Source organism: Streptomyces sp. NPDC057099 (genome assembly GCF_042671245.1).
Taxonomy (GTDB): domain Bacteria; phylum Actinomycetota; class Actinomycetes; order Streptomycetales; family Streptomycetaceae; genus Streptomyces; species Streptomyces purpurascens.
In genome coordinates this window covers 1-19,698 of the sequence record NZ_JBHUTX010000068.1, presented here as the reverse complement: position 1 = coordinate 19,698, position 19,698 = coordinate 1, and the positions used below count along the sequence as shown (strand labels likewise).

Sequence of the window (19,698 nt, the reverse complement as noted above, 5' to 3'; positions counted from 1 at the left end):
CAGGGCGTCCTAGAACTTGTTCTTCGGGGTGATCCCGAGGGCGAGGCCCGACAGGCCCCTCTGGCGGCCTCCCAGCTTGCCCGCGATGGCCCGCAGTGCGGAGCCCGCCGGGGAGTCCGGGTCCGTCAGGACGACCGGCCTGCCGTCGTCGCCGCCCTCGCGGAGGCGGACGTCGATGGGGATGTTGCCGAGGACCGGGACGGTGGCGCCGGTCGTGCGGGTCAGGCCGTCGGCCACCACCTGGCCGCCGCCCGTGCCGAAGACGTCGACCATCTCGTCGCAGTGCGGGCAGGGCAGGCCGGACATGTTCTCGACCACGCCGACGATCTTCTGGTGGGTCTGCACGGCGATGGAGCCCGCGCGCTCGGCGACCTCGGCCGCCGCCTGCTGCGGGGTCGTGACGACCAGGATCTCGGCGTTCGGGACCAGCTGGGCGACGGAGATGGCGATGTCGCCGGTGCCGGGCGGCAGGTCCAGCAGGAGGACGTCCAGGTCGCCCCAGTAGACGTCCGCGAGGAACTGCTGCAGGGCGCGGTGGAGCATCGGGCCGCGCCAGACGACCGGGGCGTTGCCCGGGGTGAACATGCCGATGGAGATGACCTTCACGCCGTTCGCCGACGGCGGCATGATCATGTTCTCGACCTGGGTGGGACGGCCGTCGGCACCGAGCATGCGCGGCACGGAGTGGCCGTAGATGTCGGCGTCCACGACACCGACCTTGAGGCCGTCGGCCGCCATGGCCGCCGCCAGGTTCACCGTCACCGAGGACTTGCCCACGCCGCCCTTGCCGGAGGCGACCGCGTAGACGCGGGTGAGGCTGCCGGGCTTGGCGAAGGGCACCTCGCGCTCGGTCTGGCCGCCGCGCAGGGCGTTCGCCAGCTCCTTGCGCTGCTCGTCGCTCATCACGTCGAGCGTGACGTCGACGCGGGTGACGCCCTCGACGCCGGAGACCGCGTCGGTCACGCGCTGCGTGATCGTCTCCCGCATCGGACAGCCCGAGACCGTGAGGTACACGGTGACCGCGACCGCCCCGTCCGCGCCGATCTCGACCGACTTGACCATCCCGAGTTCGGTGATGGGCTTGTGGATCTCGGGGTCGTTCACCGTCGCCAGTGCCTCGCGCACCGCGTCTTCCATAGCCATAGGACGATGGTACGGCGCTGTACCGGTGCGTAGGAAAGCCTGTCAGCGGTCGTCTGCGTCACGTCCCCGTGGCCGTTCCGCCGGGAATACGACGGGGTCGTGACGGTGGCCGTTCTGCCGTTCCTCCACCTCCTTGACCATGTCCTGGAGCTCCGAGCGGATCCAGTCGCGGGTGGCGACCTCGCCCAGGCCGATCCGCAGGGCGGCGATCTCGCGGGTCAGGTACTCGGTGTCCGCGATCGACCGCTCGTTCTGCTTGCGGTCCTGCTCCAGGTTGACCCGGTCGCGGTCGTCCTGCCGGTTCTGCGCGAGCAGGATCAGCGGAGCGGCGTAGGAGGCCTGGAGCGACAGCATCAGGGTCAGGAAGATGAACGGGTACTCGTCGAAGCGCAGGTCGCGCGGGGCGAGGCTGTTCCAGGCCACCCACAGGACGATGGCGGCCGTCATCCAGACGAGGAACCGCCCCGTGCCGAGGAAACGCGCGATGCGTTCCGACATCCGCCCGAAGGCCTCGGGGTCGTACTCGGGCAGGAACCGGTGCTTGGGCACACCGGGCTGGTCGAGCCGGGTCGCGCGCGGCCGGCTCGCGGCCGTGGCGCCGGCCGGCGTGCGCTCGCGCAGGGTCTCGCGCTCAGGAACCATCGGTCGGCACCTCCTCGTCCAGATGGAACTCCGTCTCCCGCCAGTCCTCGGGCAGCATGTGGTCGAGGACGTCGTCCACGGTCACCGCGCCCAGCAGCGCCCCCGCCTCGTCGACCACGGGCGCCGCGACCATGTCGTACGTGGCGAAGAACCCGGCGATGGCCGGCAGGTCCGCCTCGGGGTCGAGCGGTTGCAGGTCGCTGTCCAGGATCGAGCTGACCAGCGAGGGCGGTGGCTCGCGCAGCAGGCGCTGGAAGTGGACCGTGCCCAGATACTTGCCGGTCGGCGTCTCGTCCGGTGGCCGGCAGACGTAGACCTGGGCGGCCAGGGCGGGGGAGAGGTCGGGTTCGCGGATGCGGGCGAGGGCGTCGGCGACGGAGGCGTCCGGGCGCAGCACGATCGGCTCGGTGGTCATCAGACCGCCCGCCGTGCGCTCCTCGTACGACATCAGGCGCCGCATGTCGGCCGCGTCGCCGGGCTGCATCAGGCTCAGCAGCCGCTCCTGCTCGTCCGTCGGCAGCTCGCCCAGCAGGTCGGCCGCGTCGTCCGGGTCCATGGCCTCCAGGACGTCGGCGGCGCGCTCCTCCTTCAGCTTGCCGAGGATCTCGATCTGGTCGTCCTCCGGCAGCTCCTCCAGCACGTCGGCCAGCCGGTCGTCGTCGAGGGCGGCGGCGACCTCGGCCCGGCGCTTGGGGGAGAGGTGGTGCAGGACGTTGGCCAGGTCGGCGGCGCGCAGCTGCTCGAACGTGGCGAGCAGGTTCTCGGCGCCCTGCCCCTGCTCCTCCAGGGAGAAGCCGGTGACGGCGGTCCACTCGACGGTCAGCGCCTCACCCTTGGCCCGCCGGAAGGCGCTGCTCCTTCTGCCCTTGCGGACGAAGACCCGGTCGATCTCCCACTCCCGGCGCGCGGGCAGCTGATGCACCGACAGATCGAGGACGGTGACGTCCTCGCCCGTCTCGGTGAGCGTCACGCGCCGGTCCAGCAGCTCCCCGAAGACCAGTCGCTCGGTGGGCCGCTGCTCGAAGCGCCGGACGTTGAGCACGCCGGTGGTGATGACCTGGCCCGACTGAATGGCGGTGACCCGGGTCATGGGCAGGAAGATGCGGCGGCGGGTGGCGAGTTCGACGACGAGGCCCAGCAGCCTCGGCGGCCGCTGCCCCACCCGCAGCATGACGACCAGATCGCGCACCCGCCCCACCTGGTCACCTGCGGGGTCGAAGACGGCGACACCGGAGAGGTGCGATACGAAGATCCGGGGGACGCCCGCTGCCATGGCCGCGGCTCCTTTTCGTGCGGGGTGTTTCCTGGTGCCTGTCTCTGTGCCTGTCTGTGTATCCGTCTGTTCCGAATTGCCCGCTCGGGTGGGCTTCAGGCTAGCCCGTCCCGATCGGCGGTGCGTCGGCGGGCGGTCCGGACGGACTGGCTCCGACCTGCCCGCACGTGCCCGGTACCCTGCGGTACGCCGTTCAGGTCTCCCCGCAGAGAGGCAGCTCCACCAGTGACTCCGATTCGCCACGGCCGAAGCCGTAGTGCCGTACTGGCGAGCGCGATGTGCGCGCTGCTCGTGACGGGGACGGTACTCACCGGCTGCGCGGAGGATCCGAACGAGGGCACCAACGGGGTCGGCCGACTGCCCGCCGGGAAGATCCAGAGCAAGACCCGTACGGCCGCCGAGTCCGCCGGGGCGGTCCGGGTGCACGGAAGCGTCGTCAGCGGCGAGAAGACGTACGCGCTCGACATGCGGCTGAAGGACGACGGCGGCGAGGGGTCGGTCACCACCGAGGGGACGACCTTCCAGGTGCTGCGCATCGGCGAGCAGCTCTTCGTCAAGGCCGACGCCGGGTTCTGGAGTCACGGCGACGGCCAGGGCGGGAAAGGCGACGGGGACGCGGCGTCCAAGCTCGACGGCAAGTTCGTGAAGGTGCCGCAGGGCGACCCCGCGTACAAGAAGTTCAGTGGGTTCACGGACAAGGGTGTCCTCCTCGACGGTCTGCTGACCCTGCACGGCACACTCGCGACGGACGGCCACGAGGAGCAGGCGGGCGTCCGCACCATCCGCATCACCGGCGACAAGGGCTCCGGCGGCGCCCTGGAGGTCTCCCTCGAGGGCACGCCGTATCCGCTGCGCCTGGAGCGGGCCGGCGGCGCGGGCACCCTCACGTTCTCCGCGTGGGGAGAGGACTTCTCCCTCAGGGAGCCGGAGAAGAACGAGACGGTGGACTACGGCAGGCAGCTGCCGACGTCGTAGCGACGGCTCCGCGCGTCCGGCGGCTACTTGCGTTTGCGCTTCTTCAGCAGCAGGCGGGGCAGGCCCGCCGGGATCGGCCGGCGGGTGATCGCCGGGGACGGCAGCGGCGGCTCGGACAGGGAGTCCTCGGGCAGGGGTGCCCTCGCCCCGGTCGGTTCCAGGCGCAGCACCCGGCATTCGCGGGCCCAGCGGCCGGTCATGGCCTCGCCGTCGGGCGCGTTCAGCCGTTTGCCCTTGAGCTCGGCGACCGTCGCGTCCCATGCCTCGGAGCCCGGCGCGAGTTCGGTGACCCGAGCGGTCCAGGAGACCAGCCGGCCTCCCTTGTCCTTGCTGCGGACCGTCACCCGGGCCTCGGCCCCGTCGGCGAGCCCCGGCAGCGGCTGCTCGCCCGGCCCGTCGCCGATCAGGCACGCGGCGCCCTCGTGCCACACGTGCCAGAGCGCACGCGCCGGGGCGTCGGGGCCCTGGACCCAGACGAGGCCGGACTTCTTCGTGGCCTCCTCGACGAGGGCCTGGCCGAGCAGCTCGCTTGTCATGGGTCCCAGCCTATCCAGGCTGCTCACAGCCACCCGTTCCGCTTCAGCGTGCGGTGGATGCCCAGGCAGATGGTCACGGTGATGCTCATGATCACCGGGTAGCCGTACTTCCAGTGCGTCTCCGGCATGTAGTCGAAGTTCATGCCGTAGACCCCGCACACCATCGTCGGTACGGCGACGATCGCGGCCCACGAGGTGATCTTCCGCATGTCCTCGTTCTGCGCCACGGACGCCTGCGCGAGGTTGGCCTGGAGGATGGAGTTGAGCAGCTCGTCGAAGCCGAGGACCTGCTCCTGCACCCGGGCCAGGTGGTCGGCGACGTCCCGGAAGTACTTCTGGATGTCCGGGTCGATCAGCCGCATCGGCCGCTCGCTCAGCAGCTGCATGGGCCGCAGCAGCGGCGACACGGCCCGCTTGAACTCCAGCACCTCGCGCTTGAGTTGGTAGATCCGGCCGGCGTCCGAACCGCGCGGCGAGCCCTTGCGCCCCGGGGAGAAGACCTCGGTCTCCACCTCGTCGATGTCGTCCTGCACCGCGTCGGCGACCGCGATGTAGCCGTCCACGACATGGTCGGCGATGGCGTGCAGCACGGCCGAGGGGCCCTTGGCCAGCAGCTCGGGGTCGTCCTGGAGGCGGTGCCTCAGGGCCCGCAGGGACCCCTGCCCGCCGTGCCGGACGGTGATGAAGAAGTCCCGTCCGGTGAAGCACATGACCTCGCCGGACTCGACGACCTCGCTGTTGGCGTCGAGCTGGTCGTGCTCGACGTAGTGGATGGTCTTGAAGACCGTGAAGAGCGAGTCGTCGTAGCGCTCCAGCTTGGGCCGCTGGTGGGCCTGGACGGCGTCCTCCACGGCCAGCGGGTGCAGCCCGAACTCACCGGCGATGCCGGAGAATTCGGCCTCGGTCGGCTCGTGCAGGCCGATCCACACGAAGCCCCCGTCGCGGCGCACCAGACGCACCGCCTCGTGCGGGGTCAGCGGGGTCTCGGTCTCGACGCGGCGGCCGTCCCGGTAGATGGCGCAGTCGACGACGGCGGTCGCCGTCGCCGGGCTGCGGGTGGCGTCGTAGGTGCCGCTGTCCTTGCGCAGTGAGACGCGGGACGGACGGACCACGGCGCGCAGGTCGCGAATCATCGACATGGCGGGCTCCTTCGCGGGAGGGCAACGAAAGGCGCCGGCGGCGACGGGTGGAACTACCCGGAATGAGGACGTAGAGACTGCGGATGTTTGGCACGTCCACAAAGCGGGGAGCACCGCACCGTCGCGGTGGCGGGCTTCGTTACTGATTCAGCTACTGAGGCAGATCAGGAAAAACGAAACGAAGCGCTCTTCCGCGGTGAAGCGAGTGCGAGAGGTGGCGGCCGGCCAGAGAGACAGAGCAGCTACATCAGCGGCGGGAGAGCGTGGTGCTACTGCACGGTCGACTTCGATCCATTGCAGCCCCACCTCCTCCGGCCGGTCCCTCGTAAGGGAGTTCCATCGGCGTCGGGGCTTGATCGCGACGCTTCTGCGTGCTGCCCCGAACCACCGGGCAAGAGTAGCAGCCGTCAAAACTGTCAAGGTGCTCCTTTGCCCGCTACTGACGAGTTCTATGCTCACGTCATGGCTGATGTTCTTCCTCTGGTCGAGGCCCGGTTGCGTACCGCCCTGGGCGAACCGGACGCGCGCGCGGCAGTGACGTTCCTCGGTACGGACCGCATCGAGGTGCTGCGCTTCCAGGAGGGCGACATCGCCCGCTACGCCACGCTCGGCATGTCCGCGCAGCCCATGGCGGAGCCCACGGCGGCGCTCGCCGACCCGGTCAAGGGGCCGCGCGCCGAGCTGGTCCTGTCGGTCCGCGCGGGGCTCGCCGAGACGGACAAGGTGCTCCGCCCGCTCGCCGTTCTCGCCGCGTCTCCGCAGGTCGAGGGCGTGGTCGTGGCCCCCGGAGCCTCCCTCGACGTCGGTGAACCGCTGTGGCCCGGTGCCCCCTTCACCTCGGTCCTGGTCGCCGAACCGGGCGGCCTGGTCGAGGACCTGGAGCTCGACGAACCCCTCGACCCCGTACGGTTCCTGCCGCTGCTGCCGATGACCCCGAACGAGGCCGCCTGGAAGCGAGTGCACGGCGCGCAGGCGCTCCAGGAGCGGTGGCTGAACCAAGGAACGGACCTCCGGGATCCGTCCCGGAAGTCCGTCCCGCTGGAGTGAGGCCTGCGTGAGGAACCTCACCAACCCATGGCCGAAAAGCATCAGTTGGCTCAGCCGGCGAAGACGGTGACGCTGTCCTCGGTCGCGTGCTTCGGCTCCAGCTCCTCGGCCTCGTGGGTGAGGGCCTTGCGGCGTACGACCACGACCACGGCGCCCAGCACGGCCGTGACGGCCGCCACCACGAACGGGATGTGCAGGTCGGTCCACTCCTCGATCTTCGGTGCGAAGAACGGGGCGGCCGCCGCCGCGAACCAGCGCACGAAGTTGTAGCCCGCGCTCGCCACCGGCCGGGGCGCGTCCGAGACGCCGAGGGCCAGCTCGGTGTAGACGGTGTTGTTCACGCCGATGAAGGCACCGGACAGGACCGTGCAGACGACGGCCGTGGTGTGGTCGCCGTAGCCGAGCACGAGCACGTCGGCCGCGAGCAGCACCAGGGAACCGCCGAGCACCTTCAGCGAGCCGAACCGCTTCTGCAGGCGGGGCGCCACGATCACCGAGAACACGGCGAGCAGCACACCCCAGGCGAAGAACACCGCACCCGACCGGTACGGGCTCATGTTCAGCACGAACGGGGTGAAGGCCAGCACGGTGAAGAACGTGTAGTTGTAGAAGAACGCCGAGATCGCCGCGGAGGCGAGACCGCCGTGACCGAGGGCCTTGATCGGGTCCAGGAGCGAGGTCTTGCGGGCCGGCTTCGGCTGCTCCTTCAGGAACGCCGTGATGCACAGGAAGCCGACGGCCATCAGGAAGGCCGTACCGAAGAACGGGTAGCGCCAGCTGGCGTCACCCAGCAGGGCGCCCAGCAGTGGACCGCAGGCCATGCCGAGGCCGAGGGCCGACTCGTACAGCAGGATCGCCGCCGCGCTGCCGCCCGCAGCCGCTCCGACGATGACCGCGAGGGCCGTCGAGACGAACAGCGCGTTGCCGAGGCCCCAGCCGGCCCGGAATCCGACCAGTTCGCCGACGGATTCGGACGTGCCCGACAGTCCCGCGAAGACCACGACCAGGGCGAGGCCGAGCAGCAGGGTCTTCTTGCCGCCGATGCGGCTGGAGACGAAGCCGGTGACCAGCATGGCGATCGCGGTGATGAGGAAGTACGAGGTGAACAGCAGGGAGACCTGGCTGGCGGAGGCGTTCAGGCCCGAGGCGATGGACGGCAGGATCGGGTCGACGAGTCCGATGCCCATGAAGGCGACGACCGACGCTCCGGCGGTCGCCCACACGGACTTGGGCTGCTTGAGGAGGCCGCCCGCTCCGGCGTCGAAGGGGTCCATTGCTTGCTCCCTTTCCCGAGACGAGGTAGTTGGTATATACACATACTAAGTTAGCCACGCTAACTAATGCAAGCTACATCTAGTGCGGGGGTGAAGGGTTCCGTCCGGTTGGGTGATCGTCCTTGACGCGGCGGGGCGGGGGTAGGACCGTGGGGCCCTATGAGGGGCGAACCCAGTTGCCCGAAGTGCGGTGGCCGGGTCAGGGCTCCCGGCCTCTTCTCCGACTCCTGGCAGTGCGATGTGCACGGCACCGTCCATCCGGTGCAGCCCGTGATACCGCCGAGCGTCGACGCCCTCAACGTCGTGGTGCACCGGACCCAGGTGCCGGTGTGGATGCCCTGGCCGCTGCCGGTCGGCTGGCTGTTCACGGGCGTGGCCTGCGCGGGGGACGACCGCACGGGCGGCCGCGCCACGGCCGTGGCCTGTACGGGGCCCGGGCCGCTCGGCGGGATGGGCGAGCTGATCCTGGTGGCCGAGGAGTTGGGCGTCGGTCTCGGCGCGCGGTACGCGGGCCTGGACGGTCCGGACCCGGGGCCGCATCTGAATGTCGAGAAACCGGCCCAGGCGAAGGTGCTCGCCGCGGGGCGGCCGACGCCGCTGTGGCATGTGACCGGTGCGCCGGACGATCGTGCGGTGTTCGCCGGCGAGGCGCTCGGGATGTGGCTGTGGGCGGTCGTGTGGCCGGGGCGGTCGGGGCTGCTGATGTACGACGAGCTGGTGCTGGCGGATGTGCGGGACGCGGGGGCCGAGGTGGAGCTGGTGCCGTGCGGGGCGCTGTCGCCGCGGTTGCTCGAGCCGTAGGGCCGTAGGGCCGTAGGGCCGTAGGGCCGCAGGGCCGCAGGGCTTGTACAGGGCGCTTGTGCGGAGCGCTTGTGCAGAACGCTTGTAAAGGGCGCTACCCTGGTTCGGGTGTGACAGGGGACGTTGAAAATCCGGTTATCCTTGAGCAGCCCTGTTCGTCCCGTCGGTGTCTGGAGTCCGTGTCGTGCGTATCGATCTGCACACCCACTCCACCGCTTCCGATGGCACGGACACCCCGGCCGAGCTGGTGCGGAAGGCTGCCGCCGCCGGGCTGGACGTCGTCGCGCTCACCGATCACGACACCACGCGCGGGCACGCCGAGGCGATCGGCGCGCTGCCCGAGGGGCTGACGCTGGTCACCGGGGCCGAGCTCTCCTGCCGGCTCGACGGCGTCAGCATGCACATGCTGGCCTACCTCTTCGATGCCGAGGAACCTGCGCTGCTCGCCGAGCGCGAGCTGGTCCGCGACGACCGGGTGCCCCGGGCGCAGGGCATGATCGCCAAGCTTCAGGGACTGGGCGTGCCCGTGACCTGGGAGCAGGTGGCGCGGATCGCCGGTGACGGGTCCGTCGGGCGTCCGCATGTGGCGACCGCGCTCGTCGAGCTGGGTGTGGTGCCGACCGTGAACGACGCCTTCAGCCAGGACTGGCTGGCCGACGGCGGCCGGGCCTACGTCGAGAAGCACGAGACCGACCCCTTCGAGGCGATCCGGCTGGTCAAGGGCGCGGGCGGGGTCGCGGTGTTCGCGCATCCCGCGGCGAGCAAGCGGGGGCGTACGGTGCCGGAGGCCGCGATCGCCGAGATGGCCGCGGCCGGGCTGGACGGCGTCGAGGTCGATCACATGGAGCACGACGCGGACACGCGGGCGCGGCTGCGGGGGCTGGCGAAGGAGCTGGGGCTCCTGGTGACCGGGTCCTCGGACTATCACGGCAGCCGGAAGACGTGTGTGCTCGGGGAGTACACGACGGATCCCGAGGTGTACGGGGAGATCACTCGGCGGGCTTTCGGGGCGTTTCCCGTGCCGGGGGCCGGCGGGGTCTGAGGTCCGTTTTCTGTAGGTCCGTTTCAAGGCACCCGGCGTTATCGGCTGTGCCCACCCGTTCCGCCGTGCGGAACGCCTGCCCACAGCGGGAGCGGTAGCGGTCATGTCGCTGCGCTGCCCGCCGCGCGTTTCATCAACCCTGCAAGGCCATCACACCCATGTTCGATGTCGCCGTCTTCGGCTCCCTCTTCCTGACCCTCTTCGTCATCATGGATCCCCCCGGGATCACCCCGATCTTCCTCGCGCTCACCGCCGGCCGGCCCGCCAAAGTGCAGAAGCGGATGGCGTTTCAGGCCGTCTGTGTCGCCGGTGGGGTGATCACCGTGTTCGGGCTGCTCGGGCACCAGATCCTCGACTATCTGCATGTCTCGGTGCCCGCGTTGATGATCGCGGGTGGACTGCTGCTTCTGCTGATCGCGCTCGATCTGCTCACCGGAAAGACCGACGAGCCGAAGCAGACCAAGGACGTCAACGTCGCCCTCGTGCCGCTGGGCATGCCGCTGCTGGCCGGGCCGGGGGCGATCGTGTCGGTCATCCTCGCCGTGCAGAAGGCGCACAGTGCCGCGGCGCAGGTGTCCGTGTGGGCGGCGATCCTCGCCATCCATGTCGTGCTGTGGCTGGTGATGCGCTACTCGCTGGTGATCATCCGGATCATCAAGGACGGCGGTGTGGTCCTGGTGACACGGCTCGCGGGCATGATGCTGTCCGCGATCGCCGTGCAGCAGATCATCAACGGCGTCACGCAGGTGATCCAGGGGAGCTGACGGGGCGCGTCAGCTCCGGCCGAGCACCGAGCCGATCGCACCGGCCGCTCCCGCGTGGGCGAGGTACTCGTCGATCTTGTGCGCACGGTCGCGGCCGTTGGAGACGGCGAGCTGGGTGAGCTTGCCCCAGCGCTCGTCCTCCAGGGGGCAGCCGATGGCCACGCCGTCGGTGGGGCACCAGACGTTGACCCAGTCACGCACCCGGGGCGGCCGGTGCGGGCCGTGGGCGAGGAGCCGTTCGTTGACCCCGTCCAGGCCGAGCGGACTGCCCGCGGTGACGAGCAGGACCGGGTCGAGGCCGTCCGGGAGCCGGGTCAGCAGGTCCAGGCCCACGACCGTGCCCAGGCTGTGCGTGACCAGCACCAGTTCGCCGGTGGTGGGCATGGTCTCCATGACGCTGTCCAGCACGGACTGCCGTACGGCGCCGTCGCCGAGGTACAGGTCGACGTCCCGCAGGAACCGGGCGATGGTCCACTCGTCCAGGTCGGACCGTGCGGCCAGCCAGCTGAGCGGCCGGTGCAGCGGCCCGACCAGACCCGCCCCGAAGCCCTCCGTGGTCGCCGGACCGTTCTGGGGCATGCCGGCCCGGGTGGCCGCCTCGTAGAGCAGTCGCTCGTAGGAACCCGTGGGCGACTCCGTCGCGAAGACCTCGGCTGCGGCGGCGGCGCTCACCTCGTCCAGGCCGATGGCCTCGGCCGTGCTCTCCCTGCCGGTCACGAGGTTGTGCAGTCTCGTGCCGTAGAACGGGAACCACACGTCCTCCGGGTCGATCGGGGGCAGGGACGCGAGGGTGAGTCCGCGGTTCAGGCCGGAGGCCCAGGTCCGGCGGAGTTCGTCCGGCTCCTTCCCGTGCTGGTCCCTGCCGTGCAGGAAGACCAGGTGCCGGCGGCCGCCGAAGGCGGTGCTCCGGGCCGGGCGTCCGGACTCGGGCTTGCGGGCGTCCGTCCCGCTCTCCGTGACCGGGGTGGCAGGGGGCGGCGTGGGCGTGACGCCGGGTACCGCGGGCGAGGTGAGCGCGGGCGCGCTCCGGTCCAGGCCCGAGTCCGGGCCCATCTCGGTCAGCAGGGCGCGCCGCGCGGGGTCGAGGTCGAGATGGGCCAGGTGTTTCAGGACGGAGCTGATGCGGACGCCCTCGTTGGCGACCCACTCGATCGCGTCGTCGCCGTCGCCCTGGTGCCAGGGCTGTCCGTCCTTCCGCAGGACGCGGCCCTGGTCGTCCTTCTTCGGCACACCGCTGTGGTGCAGGGCCACGACCTCCCACTGGTCGTTGAAGACGGGGGAGCCGGAATTGCCGGGGCGGGTGTCGGTCCGGTAGTGGACGAAGTCGTCGAGCCGGACCAGCACCGCGTTGTCGCGCAGAACGATCTCCTTGAGGCGCCCGTCCGGGTGACCGATGATGTTCACCTTCTCGCCGAGCACCAGCTTGCCGAGCTGCACGCTGAGCCGGTTCCAGCCGAAGATCTCGCCCGGCGGGCGGCCGTCCGGGGCGGGTGTGACCGCGACCAGGGCGAAGTCCAGCCGTCTGTCCGCGGCGAAGAAGGCCCCCGGGTCGAGCTCCAGGCGGACGGTGGTGTCGGGGACGTTGTCGACGGTGACCTGGGCGTTGAACTCGGCGAAGCACCGGCGGGCGAAGCCGTCGTCGGGCAGCACGTGGTGGTTGGTCAGCATCAGCCGCGGCGACACCAGGAAACCGGTGCCGTGCGGAAGCTCACGGCCGTCGCGGCGCAGGGTGATCCGGGCGACCGAGGCCCCGGCCCTGACCCCGCGCGGCAGGAAGCTCCAGGCCTGCAGCTCGTTGGACAGGTCGATGATGCGTTCGTTGGCGTCGGGCAGGTCCATGGCCTCGCCGTGGATGTCCGCCACGACCGCCGAGGGCGACAGACCGCCCCGCTCGAGGATCCGGTCGGCGCGGACGGCGAGCGCGTCCGGGGTGTCCGGGAACCGCACACCGGCCGCCAGCCTGCCCTCGACCCGCTCCCGCTCCGCGGTGGAGTCCTCGTACCGCCGCGCGGCCTCGGCCGCCTGACCGTGCAGCTCCTCGTTCGACCGGCCCGTCACGGACATGGGTCACACCGTCCTGTTCGCTCTCGCTGGGCCCCTCAGCCAGTACGCCCCCGGCCGCCGCGGTCCGCAACAGCGGAGCCCCCGCACGGCCGATGCCGGGCGGGGGCTCCGAAGTGGGGGAGAGCTGCGCGCGTTATGAGGCCGTGGTCCCGGCCGGGCGGATCCAGAGGCGCTGCCCGGTGGCTGCGGCCTGCTGAACGATCCGGTTGACGGAGGCGGCGTCCACGACGGTCGTGTCCACGGGTGTGCCGTCGACATCGTCGAGGTGCATGATTTCGAAGCGCAAGGGCTTCTCCCTTCGTCTGGTCATCCTCCTGAGGAGAACTACTTGGTGTGGGCGGCCCACGAGGCTCCGGTGCCCGGTGTTCCATATGAGTCAACAGGACTGCATGGTTCAAACATTCCCTACGCTAAGGAAATTTTTCGAACGGCTAATTACCGAGCCGTAAGAGTGTCGTTACGAGACCGACCGGGACCATTTGTGTTCGCAGCGTGACCGCCGGGACAATGGAGGCGATGAACGATGACCTCGCGGCCCTGAGCGCCCGCATCGACCACACCAACGAGCTGCTCCAGCGCATGCTCGCCGAGGTGGCGAAGACACCCTCGACCCACGCGATCTTCGTCGATGCCGGGTACCTCTACGCGGCCGCGGGACGGCTCGTCGCCGGTACGGAGGACCGCCGCGCCTTCGATCTGGACGCCGAGGGCCTGATCGACGCGCTCATCGACAAGGCCCGCACGATCTTCGCGGACAGCAGGCTGCTGCGGGTCTACTGGTACGACGGCGCCCGCCGCCGCATCCACACGGCGGAGCAGCAGACCATCGCGGAGCTGCCCGACGTGAAGGTGCGACTGGGCAACCTGAACGCCAACAACCAGCAGAAGGGCGTCGACTCGCTCATCCGCTCCGACCTGGAGTCACTCGCCCGGCACCGTGCCATCAGCGACGCCGCTCTGCTCGGCGGCGACGAGGACCTGGTGTCGGCGGTGGAGGCGGCCCAGGGCTACGGCGCCCGGGTCCACCTGTGGGGCATCGAGGCCCCGGAGGGCCGCAACCAGGCGGAACCCCTGCTGTGGGAGGTCGACAGCCAGCGCACGCTCGACCTCGACTTCTTCAAGCCGTACGTCTCCCGCCGCACGACCGCCGCCTACGAGGCGACCACGGGCCGGCCGACCCGCGAGGACGTGCGGTTCGTGGGGGCCCAGATCGCGGCGAAGTGGCTGGCTGCACGCGGCCGGGAAACGCTGGGGGAGCTGCTGCACGGGCACCCCTACCTGCCCGGCTCGGTCGACCAGGACCTGCTGGTGGAGGCGGAGGGCCTGCTGCAGTACTCGCTGCGCGGGCAGGCCGACCTGCGGCGCGCCCTGCGGGACGGCTTCTGGGAGCATCTGCGGGCGCAGTACTAGACCGTCCGTACGCCGTCCCAGAAGTCGGCGAGGGCGGCGGCCATCGGCAGGGGCCGGTCGGCGTTGGGGGAGTGCTCGGCGCCCGTGATGACCGTGCGGTGCGCATTCAGCCGCAGGGCCATGTCGTCGAGGATCGCCACCGGCCAGGTGTCGTCGCGCGCGCCCGACAGGACGTGGAACGGCAGCGGTACGGCGGCGAGTTCGGCGACGCGGTCCGGCTCGGTGCACAACTGGTGGCCCGTCGCGCGCAGCTGGGCGGGCTTGTTGCCCAGCCAGCGCCGGCGCAACTGCTCCTGGTCGCCGATGCCGCGGGCGGGCCCGCCGACCTCCTCCGGCGGCCCCATGGCCTGGATCGCCCCCCACACCTCCTCCATCGACATGACGCCGAGCGCGTCCCGCAGCAGCTTCACGCGCTGCTGCTGGGAGACGGAGATCTCCGCCGGTCCGGACGAGACCAGGGTGAGGGAGAGGAAGGGAGCGTGGTCGAGCAGCACGGCCGCTCGCGCGATCTGCCCGCCGAGCGAGTGCCCGACGAGGTGCAGGGGGACGCCGACCGCCGCGGCCTGCGCGAGCACGTCCCGGGCCAGTTCCCGCTGGGCGTAGGCGGATTCGTCGGCCACCGGCCCGTCCGACTCGTGCTGCCCCCGTCCGTCCACGGCGACGAGCCGGTACCCGCGCTGTACGAGCGGCTCGTGGAGCAGGCTGAAGTCCTCCTTGCTCCCGGTGAATCCGGGCAGCATCAGGACGATTCCCCTGGCCTCCGCGCTCTCCTTCGGCGACGAGTCGACCACGGCGAACTCACCGCGGGCCGTGCCCAGGGAGTACGCACGGGCGCCGGGGGGCGGGGTGAAGGTGGCTTGCCTGCTCACGGGGTGAGGGTAGCCGGTGGGGTGCGCTCCCCGGCGGGTGGAGTGCGGACACGGGAACGCCGACGGCCCGGCCCCACCTGGGTGGGACCGGGCCGTCGGGCGGAGTGTCAGCCCTCCGTGGGCTCCGCGGTGGCCGTGGCCTTGCGGGTGCGGCGGGCCTTGGGCTTCGCCTCGGCCCCGTCCTCGGCGGAGGCCGTGGCGGCAGCGGCCGTCTTCCGCGTGCGGCGCGGCTTGGCTGCCTCGGGCTCCTGGGCCGTCTGGGCCGGGATCTCGGCGGTGACGGTCTCGACTGCCTCGGCGGCCTTGCGGGTGCGGCGGCGCGGCTTGGCCTCCGTGCCCTCGGCCGCGTCGACGGCGGTCTCGGCCGTGGCCGCGGCCTTGCGCGTCCGGCGCGGCTTGGCCTCGGCGGCTTCGCCCTCCGGAGCCGACGCCGCGGTCTTCCGCGTGCGACGCGGCTTCGCCTCGGTCGCCTCGGCCGTGTCGACGCCCGCCTCGGCCTTCGGCGCCGCCTTGCGGGCACGGCGCGGCTTGGCCTCGACGGCCTCGGGCTCCTGAGCCGTCTGGGCCGGGATCCCGGCGGTGACGGTCTCGACGGTCTCGACGGTCTCGACTGCCTCGGCGGCCTTGCGGGTGCGGCGGCGCGGCTTGGCCTCCGTGCCCTCGGCCGTGTCGACGGCTGCTTCGGCCGTGGCCGCGGCCTTGCGCGTGCGACGCGGCTTGGTCTCCGCGGCTTCGGCCGTGTCGACGGCTGCTTCGGCCGTGGCCGCGGCCTTGCGCGTGCGACGCGGCTTGGCTTCCGTGGCCTCGGCCGTGTCCACGGCGGCTTCGGCAGCTGCCGCGGTCTTCCGCGTGCGACGGGGCTTGGTCTCCGTGGCCTCGGCCACATCGACGGCGCCTTCCGCCGCTGCCGTCGCCTTGCGCGTACGCCTCGGCTTCGCCTCGGCGGCCTCGGCCGTGTCCACGGCGGCTTCGGCAGCTGCCGCGGCCTTGCGGGTGCGGCGCGGCTTGGTTTCCGTGGTCCCGGCCTGCTCGGCGGGGGCCTCGGCCTTCGCCGCGGTCTTGCGGGTACGCCGCGGCTTCGTCTCCGCCGGCTCCGCGACGGACGCGGTGGTCCCCTCGGCCGTGTCGACCGCCTGCTCGGCGGCGGACGCCGCCGTGCTCTTGCGGGTGCGGCGACGCGGCGTGGTGGTGGAGGCCTCGGGCTGCGCGGACACCGGGGCATCGTCTGCGACGGCCGCGGACTCCGTGGCCGACGGCGTCACCGCGGCCTCGGTCTCCACGACCGGCGTCTCCACCGGCGTCTCCGACCGGCGCGTGCGGCGCCGGCGCGGCTTCGCCGCCTCGGGCGTCTCCGCGCTCGTGCCCTCCGCCGTCGCCACGGCGTCGGCCGCCCGCTCGGACGGGGCGGACTCGACGGCCGTCACCGGCGCCGACTCGGCCTGGGCACCACCGCGGGTGCGGCGGCGGCGACGCGGGGTGCGCGGAGCCGTGACGGCGTCCGCCTCGGCGGTGCCGCCGGCGGCCGTGGTCTCCGGTGCGCCGGGGCCGGCGGACTCGGGTGCCGAGCCCAGCGGCGCTCCGCCGCGCGTACGGCGGCGGCGTCGCGGCGTGCGCTCGGACCGCTCGCGCTCGGCCGGCTTGGACTCGTCCCGGCCGCCGCGGCCGTTCCGGCCACCGCGCCCGCGCGGCGCCCGGCCGCCCGGCTCGCCCAGGTCCTCCAGCTCCTCGGCGTCCAGCCCGGCGCGCGTGCGCTCCGAGCGCGGCAGGACGCCCTTCGTGCCCTCGGGGATGCCGAGGTCGGAGAAGAGGTGCGGGGACGTGGAGTACGTCTCCGGCGGGTCGTTGAAGCCCAGCTCCAGCGCCTTGTTGATCAGCTGCCAGCGCGGGATGTCGTCCCAGTCGACGAGCGTGATCGCCGTACCCTTCGCGCCCGCGCGGCCCGTACGGCCGATGCGGTGCAGGTACGTCTTCTCCTCTTCCGGCGACTGGTAGTTGATGACGTGGGTCACGCCCTCGACGTCGATGCCGCGGGCGGCGACGTCGGTGCAGACGAGCACGTCCACCTTGCCGTTGCGGAAGGCGCGCAGGGCCTGCTCGCGGGCGCCCTGGCCGAGGTCGCCGTGGACCGCGCCGGAGGCGAAGCCGCGCTGCTTCAGCTGGTCGGCGAGATCCGCCGCCGTCCGCTTCGTCCGGCAGAAGACCATCACCAGCCCGCGGCCGTCGGCCTGCAGGATGCGCGAGACCATCTCCGGCTTGTCCATGTTGTGCGCGCGGTAGATGAACTGCTTGGTGTTCGCCACCGTCGCGCCCGCGTCGTCCGGCGCCGTGGCGCGGATGTGCGTGGGCTGCGACATGTAGCGGCGGGCCAGGCCGATGACCGCGCCCGGCATGGTCGCCGAGAACAGCATCGTCTGACGGCGGACCGGAAGCATGTTGATGATCTTCTCGACGTCGGGCAGGAAGCCCAGGTCGAGCATCTCGTCGGCCTCGTCGAGGACCAGGCACTTGACGTGCTTCAGGTTCAGCTTCTTCTGCCCGGCGAGGTCGAGCAGCCGGCCCGGGGTGCCGATGACCACATCGACGCCCTTCTTCAGGGCCTCGACCTGGGGCTCGTAGGCCCGGCCGCCGTAGATCGCCGTCACGCGCACGTTACGGGCCTTGCCGGCCGTCAGGAGGTCGTTGGTCACCTGCTGGCACAGCTCGCGCGTGGGGACGACGACGAGGGCCTGCGGGGTGTCGGTGAGGTCCTCGGGCTTGGCGCGTCCGGCCTCGACATCGGCGGGAACGGTGACGCGCTCGAGGAGCGGGAGGCCGAAGCCCAGCGTCTTGCCGGTGCCGGTCTTGGCCTGGCCGATGACGTCCGTGCCCGAAAGGGCCACGGGCAGCGTCAGCTCCTGGATGGGGAAGGGGGTGGTGATGCCGACGGCCTCAAGGGCCTCGGCGGTCTCGGGAAGGATTCCGAGCTCTCGGAACGTCGTAGTCAGGGTGCTGCCTCTTCTGTGTGGGGCGGTGCGAGGCGAGCGCGGGGGTCGTGTACGGACCGTGCCGGGGACGTCGGCGGCCTTGCGGCGGTGCCGTTGGGCACGGGACCACTGTCGACGCTCTAGCGCTCGTACCGCTGAGGGTGTCCCTCCGGGCTCCGTACGCACAGTGCCATACGGACGCGGAGGTCTGTCGGGTCGGAGCCGATCGGGCCACCGACCGGGCATCCTCATACGTGCGGCCTGTCGAGGTACGTCGAAGTACCAGCAGGCGCATTACCACCATACCCCGGATTCCCGCACATGCGATGGCCGATTTGGTCACGTAGCCGTTGTCACAGTGATTGACCAGGGCCTTACGCCTTCCGGCGGGCGAGCTATTGTGCGCTTCATGACGAGCTCTGACAAGCCTGAGAACGCCTCGGACACCACCGCCGCCCCGGCCGAACCCACCGGAGTCGCCGCCCGGGACTGGGCGACGGCCTCCGCCGACCCGCAGTACCGCGCCGCTGTCGTGGACCTGCTCGGCGCGCTCGCGTACGGGGAGCTGGCGGCGTTCGAGCGGCTCGCGGAGGACGCCAAGCTGGCACCGACGCTGGCGGACAAGGCGGAGCTGGCGAAGATGGCGTCGGCCGAGTTCCACCACTTCGAGAGGCTGCGCGACCGGCTCGCCGAGATCGGGGAGGAGCCGACCCGGGCGATGGAGCCCTTCGTCGGCGCCTACGACGGATTCCACAAGCAGACGGCCCCCTCGGACTGGCTGGAGGGGCTCGTCAAGGCGTACGTCGGCGACTCCATCGCGAGCGACTTCTACCGGGAGGTCGCCGCCCGCCTGGACTCCGACTCCCGCGACCTGGTGCTGGCCGTGCTCGACGACACCGGCCACGGCGGCTTCGCCGTGGAGAAGGTGCGTGCCGCCATCGACGCCGATCCGCGGGTGGGCGGGCGGCTCGCGCTGTGGGCGCGGCGGCTGATGGGCGAGGCCCTGTCGCAGTCCCAGCGGGTGGTCGCCGACCGGGACGCGCTGTCGACCATGCTGGTGGGCGGCGTCGCGGACGGCTTCGACCTCGCCGAGGTCGGCAAGATGTTCTCCCGGATCACCGAGGCCCACACCAAGCGGATGGCCGCGCTGGGACTGGCCGCGTAGCGCTCCGCCAGGGGTGGCGCTTCCGCGGGGATGTGGGGAGGCTGCGGGCCGCCGGTGGCCGGCCGCGCGGTTCCCCGCGCCCCTGTCAGGTGCGTAGTCCGCCGCCCCTGACGGCTACGCCGTGGCTGATCGTCGGCGCAGGTGGCGGCCCGCCGGGCGCAGCAGCAGCGACAGCGAGGCCACGGAGACGATCACCGCGCCGAGCAGGACCAGCAGCAGATGCCCGGCCTCCAGCGCGCTGTGCATGACGAAGGCTCCGAAGAGGGCTCCGGCGACACCGGTCGACAGGACCAGGGGGCGGGCCGGGAGCCGGTGCGACAGGCGTTGAGTGGCCGCCCAGGCCAGAGCCAGGCCGAGGATCGCGGAGCTCAACGCTTCCAGGAGCATGTCGGGGTCCCTCCCACATGGCCGGCCTGCCCAAATCGGTCGTAGCCCGTCTTACCCCTGACCTGCGGAATCCAATCCCTTTCTGTGGGTGCTCTGTGCTCCATCCGTGGAGGAACCCAGGTGCCGCACGGGGACTGCACGGGTCGGCTCGGGGGAGGGGGGAACGCGAAGCGGGGCGGGGGGGGCCCGGGGCGCCGCCCCCCC

General features: G+C 71.5%; 18 protein-coding genes. 7 read left to right on the top strand and 11 right to left on the bottom strand.

Annotated features, from left to right (window positions below):
* Positions 1–9 precede the first annotated feature (9 nt).
* From ACFT4A_RS39775 to ACFT4A_RS39765, 3 genes are read right to left on the bottom strand one after another with little or no spacing between them, the layout of a single operon-like run.
* A complete protein-coding gene (locus tag ACFT4A_RS39775) occupies positions 10–1,143 on the bottom strand; it encodes an Mrp/NBP35 family ATP-binding protein (protein ID WP_382840794.1) in 1,134 nt (377 codons plus the stop codon).
* A 42-nt stretch (positions 1,144–1,185) separates the two neighbouring features.
* Positions 1,186–1,785, bottom strand: coding sequence for a DUF1003 domain-containing protein (locus ACFT4A_RS39770; protein ID WP_382840792.1), 600 nt, complete (start codon positions 1,783–1,785; stop codon positions 1,186–1,188).
* On the bottom strand, positions 1,775–3,058 hold the full coding sequence (locus ACFT4A_RS39765) for a magnesium transporter MgtE N-terminal domain-containing protein (RefSeq protein WP_382840789.1): 1,284 nt from the start codon (positions 3,056–3,058) through the stop codon (positions 1,775–1,777). The genes ACFT4A_RS39770 and ACFT4A_RS39765 overlap by 11 nt, the downstream gene beginning before the upstream one ends.
* 225 nt (positions 3,059–3,283) lie before the next feature.
* Here ACFT4A_RS39765 and ACFT4A_RS39760 point away from each other — a divergent pair, with 225 nt between their 5' ends.
* Positions 3,284–4,033, top strand: coding sequence for a hypothetical protein (locus ACFT4A_RS39760; protein WP_382840786.1), 750 nt, complete (start codon positions 3,284–3,286; stop codon positions 4,031–4,033).
* A 23-nt stretch (positions 4,034–4,056) separates the two neighbouring features.
* Here the strand turns inward: ACFT4A_RS39760 and ACFT4A_RS39755 are convergent, their stop codons facing one another.
* Positions 4,057–4,569, bottom strand: coding sequence for a hypothetical protein (locus ACFT4A_RS39755; RefSeq protein ID WP_382840784.1), 513 nt, complete (start codon positions 4,567–4,569; stop codon positions 4,057–4,059).
* 23 nt (positions 4,570–4,592) lie between these two features.
* Positions 4,593–5,708, bottom strand: a complete 1,116-nt coding sequence (locus ACFT4A_RS39750) for a magnesium and cobalt transport protein CorA (RefSeq protein WP_382840781.1) — start codon at positions 5,706–5,708, stop codon at positions 4,593–4,595.
* Positions 5,709–6,170: 462 nt separating this feature from the next.
* Between ACFT4A_RS39750 and ACFT4A_RS39745 the strand changes: the two genes are divergently transcribed.
* Positions 6,171–6,755: a suppressor of fused domain protein gene (locus tag ACFT4A_RS39745; protein ID WP_382840779.1), complete on the top strand. Its 585-nt coding sequence runs from the start codon at positions 6,171–6,173 to the stop codon at positions 6,753–6,755.
* 50 nt (positions 6,756–6,805) lie between these two features.
* On the opposite strand, the gene ACFT4A_RS39740 is transcribed toward ACFT4A_RS39745, so the two are convergent.
* Positions 6,806–8,029 (bottom strand): MFS transporter, encoded by a 1,224-nt coding sequence (locus tag ACFT4A_RS39740; protein ID WP_382840776.1) that lies wholly within the window; start codon positions 8,027–8,029, stop codon positions 6,806–6,808.
* Positions 8,030–8,188: 159 nt separating this feature from the next.
* Here ACFT4A_RS39740 and ACFT4A_RS39735 point away from each other — a divergent pair, with 159 nt between their 5' ends.
* The 3 genes from ACFT4A_RS39735 (at position 8,189) to ACFT4A_RS39725 (ending at position 10,636) form a co-directional block, all read left to right on the top strand.
* A complete protein-coding gene (locus tag ACFT4A_RS39735; RefSeq protein ID WP_382840774.1) occupies positions 8,189–8,830 on the top strand; it encodes a DUF6758 family protein in 642 nt (213 codons plus the stop codon).
* A gap of 184 nt (positions 8,831–9,014) precedes the next feature.
* Positions 9,015–9,872, top strand: a complete 858-nt coding sequence (locus ACFT4A_RS39730) for a PHP domain-containing protein (protein ID WP_382840772.1) — start codon at positions 9,015–9,017, stop codon at positions 9,870–9,872.
* Positions 9,873–10,030: 158 nt separating this feature from the next.
* The gene (locus tag ACFT4A_RS39725) at positions 10,031–10,636 is read left to right on the top strand and encodes a MarC family protein (RefSeq protein WP_382840770.1); all 606 of its coding nucleotides are present in this window, start codon (positions 10,031–10,033) and stop codon (positions 10,634–10,636) included.
* Between the two features lie 9 nt (positions 10,637–10,645).
* Here ACFT4A_RS39725 and ACFT4A_RS39720 read toward each other — a convergent pair whose 3' ends face one another.
* Both ACFT4A_RS39720 and ACFT4A_RS39715 read right to left on the bottom strand, forming a co-directional pair.
* Positions 10,646–12,700: a trypsin-like serine peptidase gene (locus ACFT4A_RS39720; protein WP_382840768.1), complete on the bottom strand. Its 2,055-nt coding sequence runs from the start codon at positions 12,698–12,700 to the stop codon at positions 10,646–10,648.
* Between the two features lie 133 nt (positions 12,701–12,833).
* The gene (locus tag ACFT4A_RS39715; protein WP_010047718.1) at positions 12,834–12,986 is read right to left on the bottom strand and encodes a hypothetical protein; all 153 of its coding nucleotides are present in this window, start codon (positions 12,984–12,986) and stop codon (positions 12,834–12,836) included.
* Between the two features lie 230 nt (positions 12,987–13,216).
* Between ACFT4A_RS39715 and ACFT4A_RS39710 the strand changes: the two genes are divergently transcribed.
* A complete protein-coding gene (locus ACFT4A_RS39710; protein ID WP_382840765.1) occupies positions 13,217–14,110 on the top strand; it encodes an NYN domain-containing protein in 894 nt (297 codons plus the stop codon).
* Here ACFT4A_RS39710 and ACFT4A_RS39705 read toward each other — a convergent pair.
* A complete protein-coding gene (locus ACFT4A_RS39705) occupies positions 14,107–14,979 on the bottom strand; it encodes an alpha/beta fold hydrolase (protein ID WP_382840763.1) in 873 nt (290 codons plus the stop codon). The genes ACFT4A_RS39710 and ACFT4A_RS39705 overlap by 4 nt on opposite strands.
* Positions 14,980–15,086: 107 nt before the next feature.
* Positions 15,087–17,870 (bottom strand): DEAD/DEAH box helicase, encoded by a 2,784-nt coding sequence (locus ACFT4A_RS39700; RefSeq protein ID WP_382840829.1) that lies wholly within the window; start codon positions 17,868–17,870, stop codon positions 15,087–15,089.
* 481 nt (positions 17,871–18,351) lie between these two features.
* Here ACFT4A_RS39700 and ACFT4A_RS39695 point away from each other — a divergent pair, with 481 nt between their 5' ends.
* Complete coding sequence (locus ACFT4A_RS39695; RefSeq protein WP_382840760.1) at positions 18,352–19,107, top strand: ferritin-like fold-containing protein; 756 nt, start codon at positions 18,352–18,354, stop codon at positions 19,105–19,107.
* 114 nt (positions 19,108–19,221) lie between these two features.
* Here the strand turns inward: ACFT4A_RS39695 and ACFT4A_RS39690 are convergent, their stop codons facing one another.
* Positions 19,222–19,494, bottom strand: coding sequence for a hypothetical protein (locus tag ACFT4A_RS39690; protein ID WP_189723086.1), 273 nt, complete (start codon positions 19,492–19,494; stop codon positions 19,222–19,224).
* Positions 19,495–19,698 lie beyond the last annotated feature (204 nt).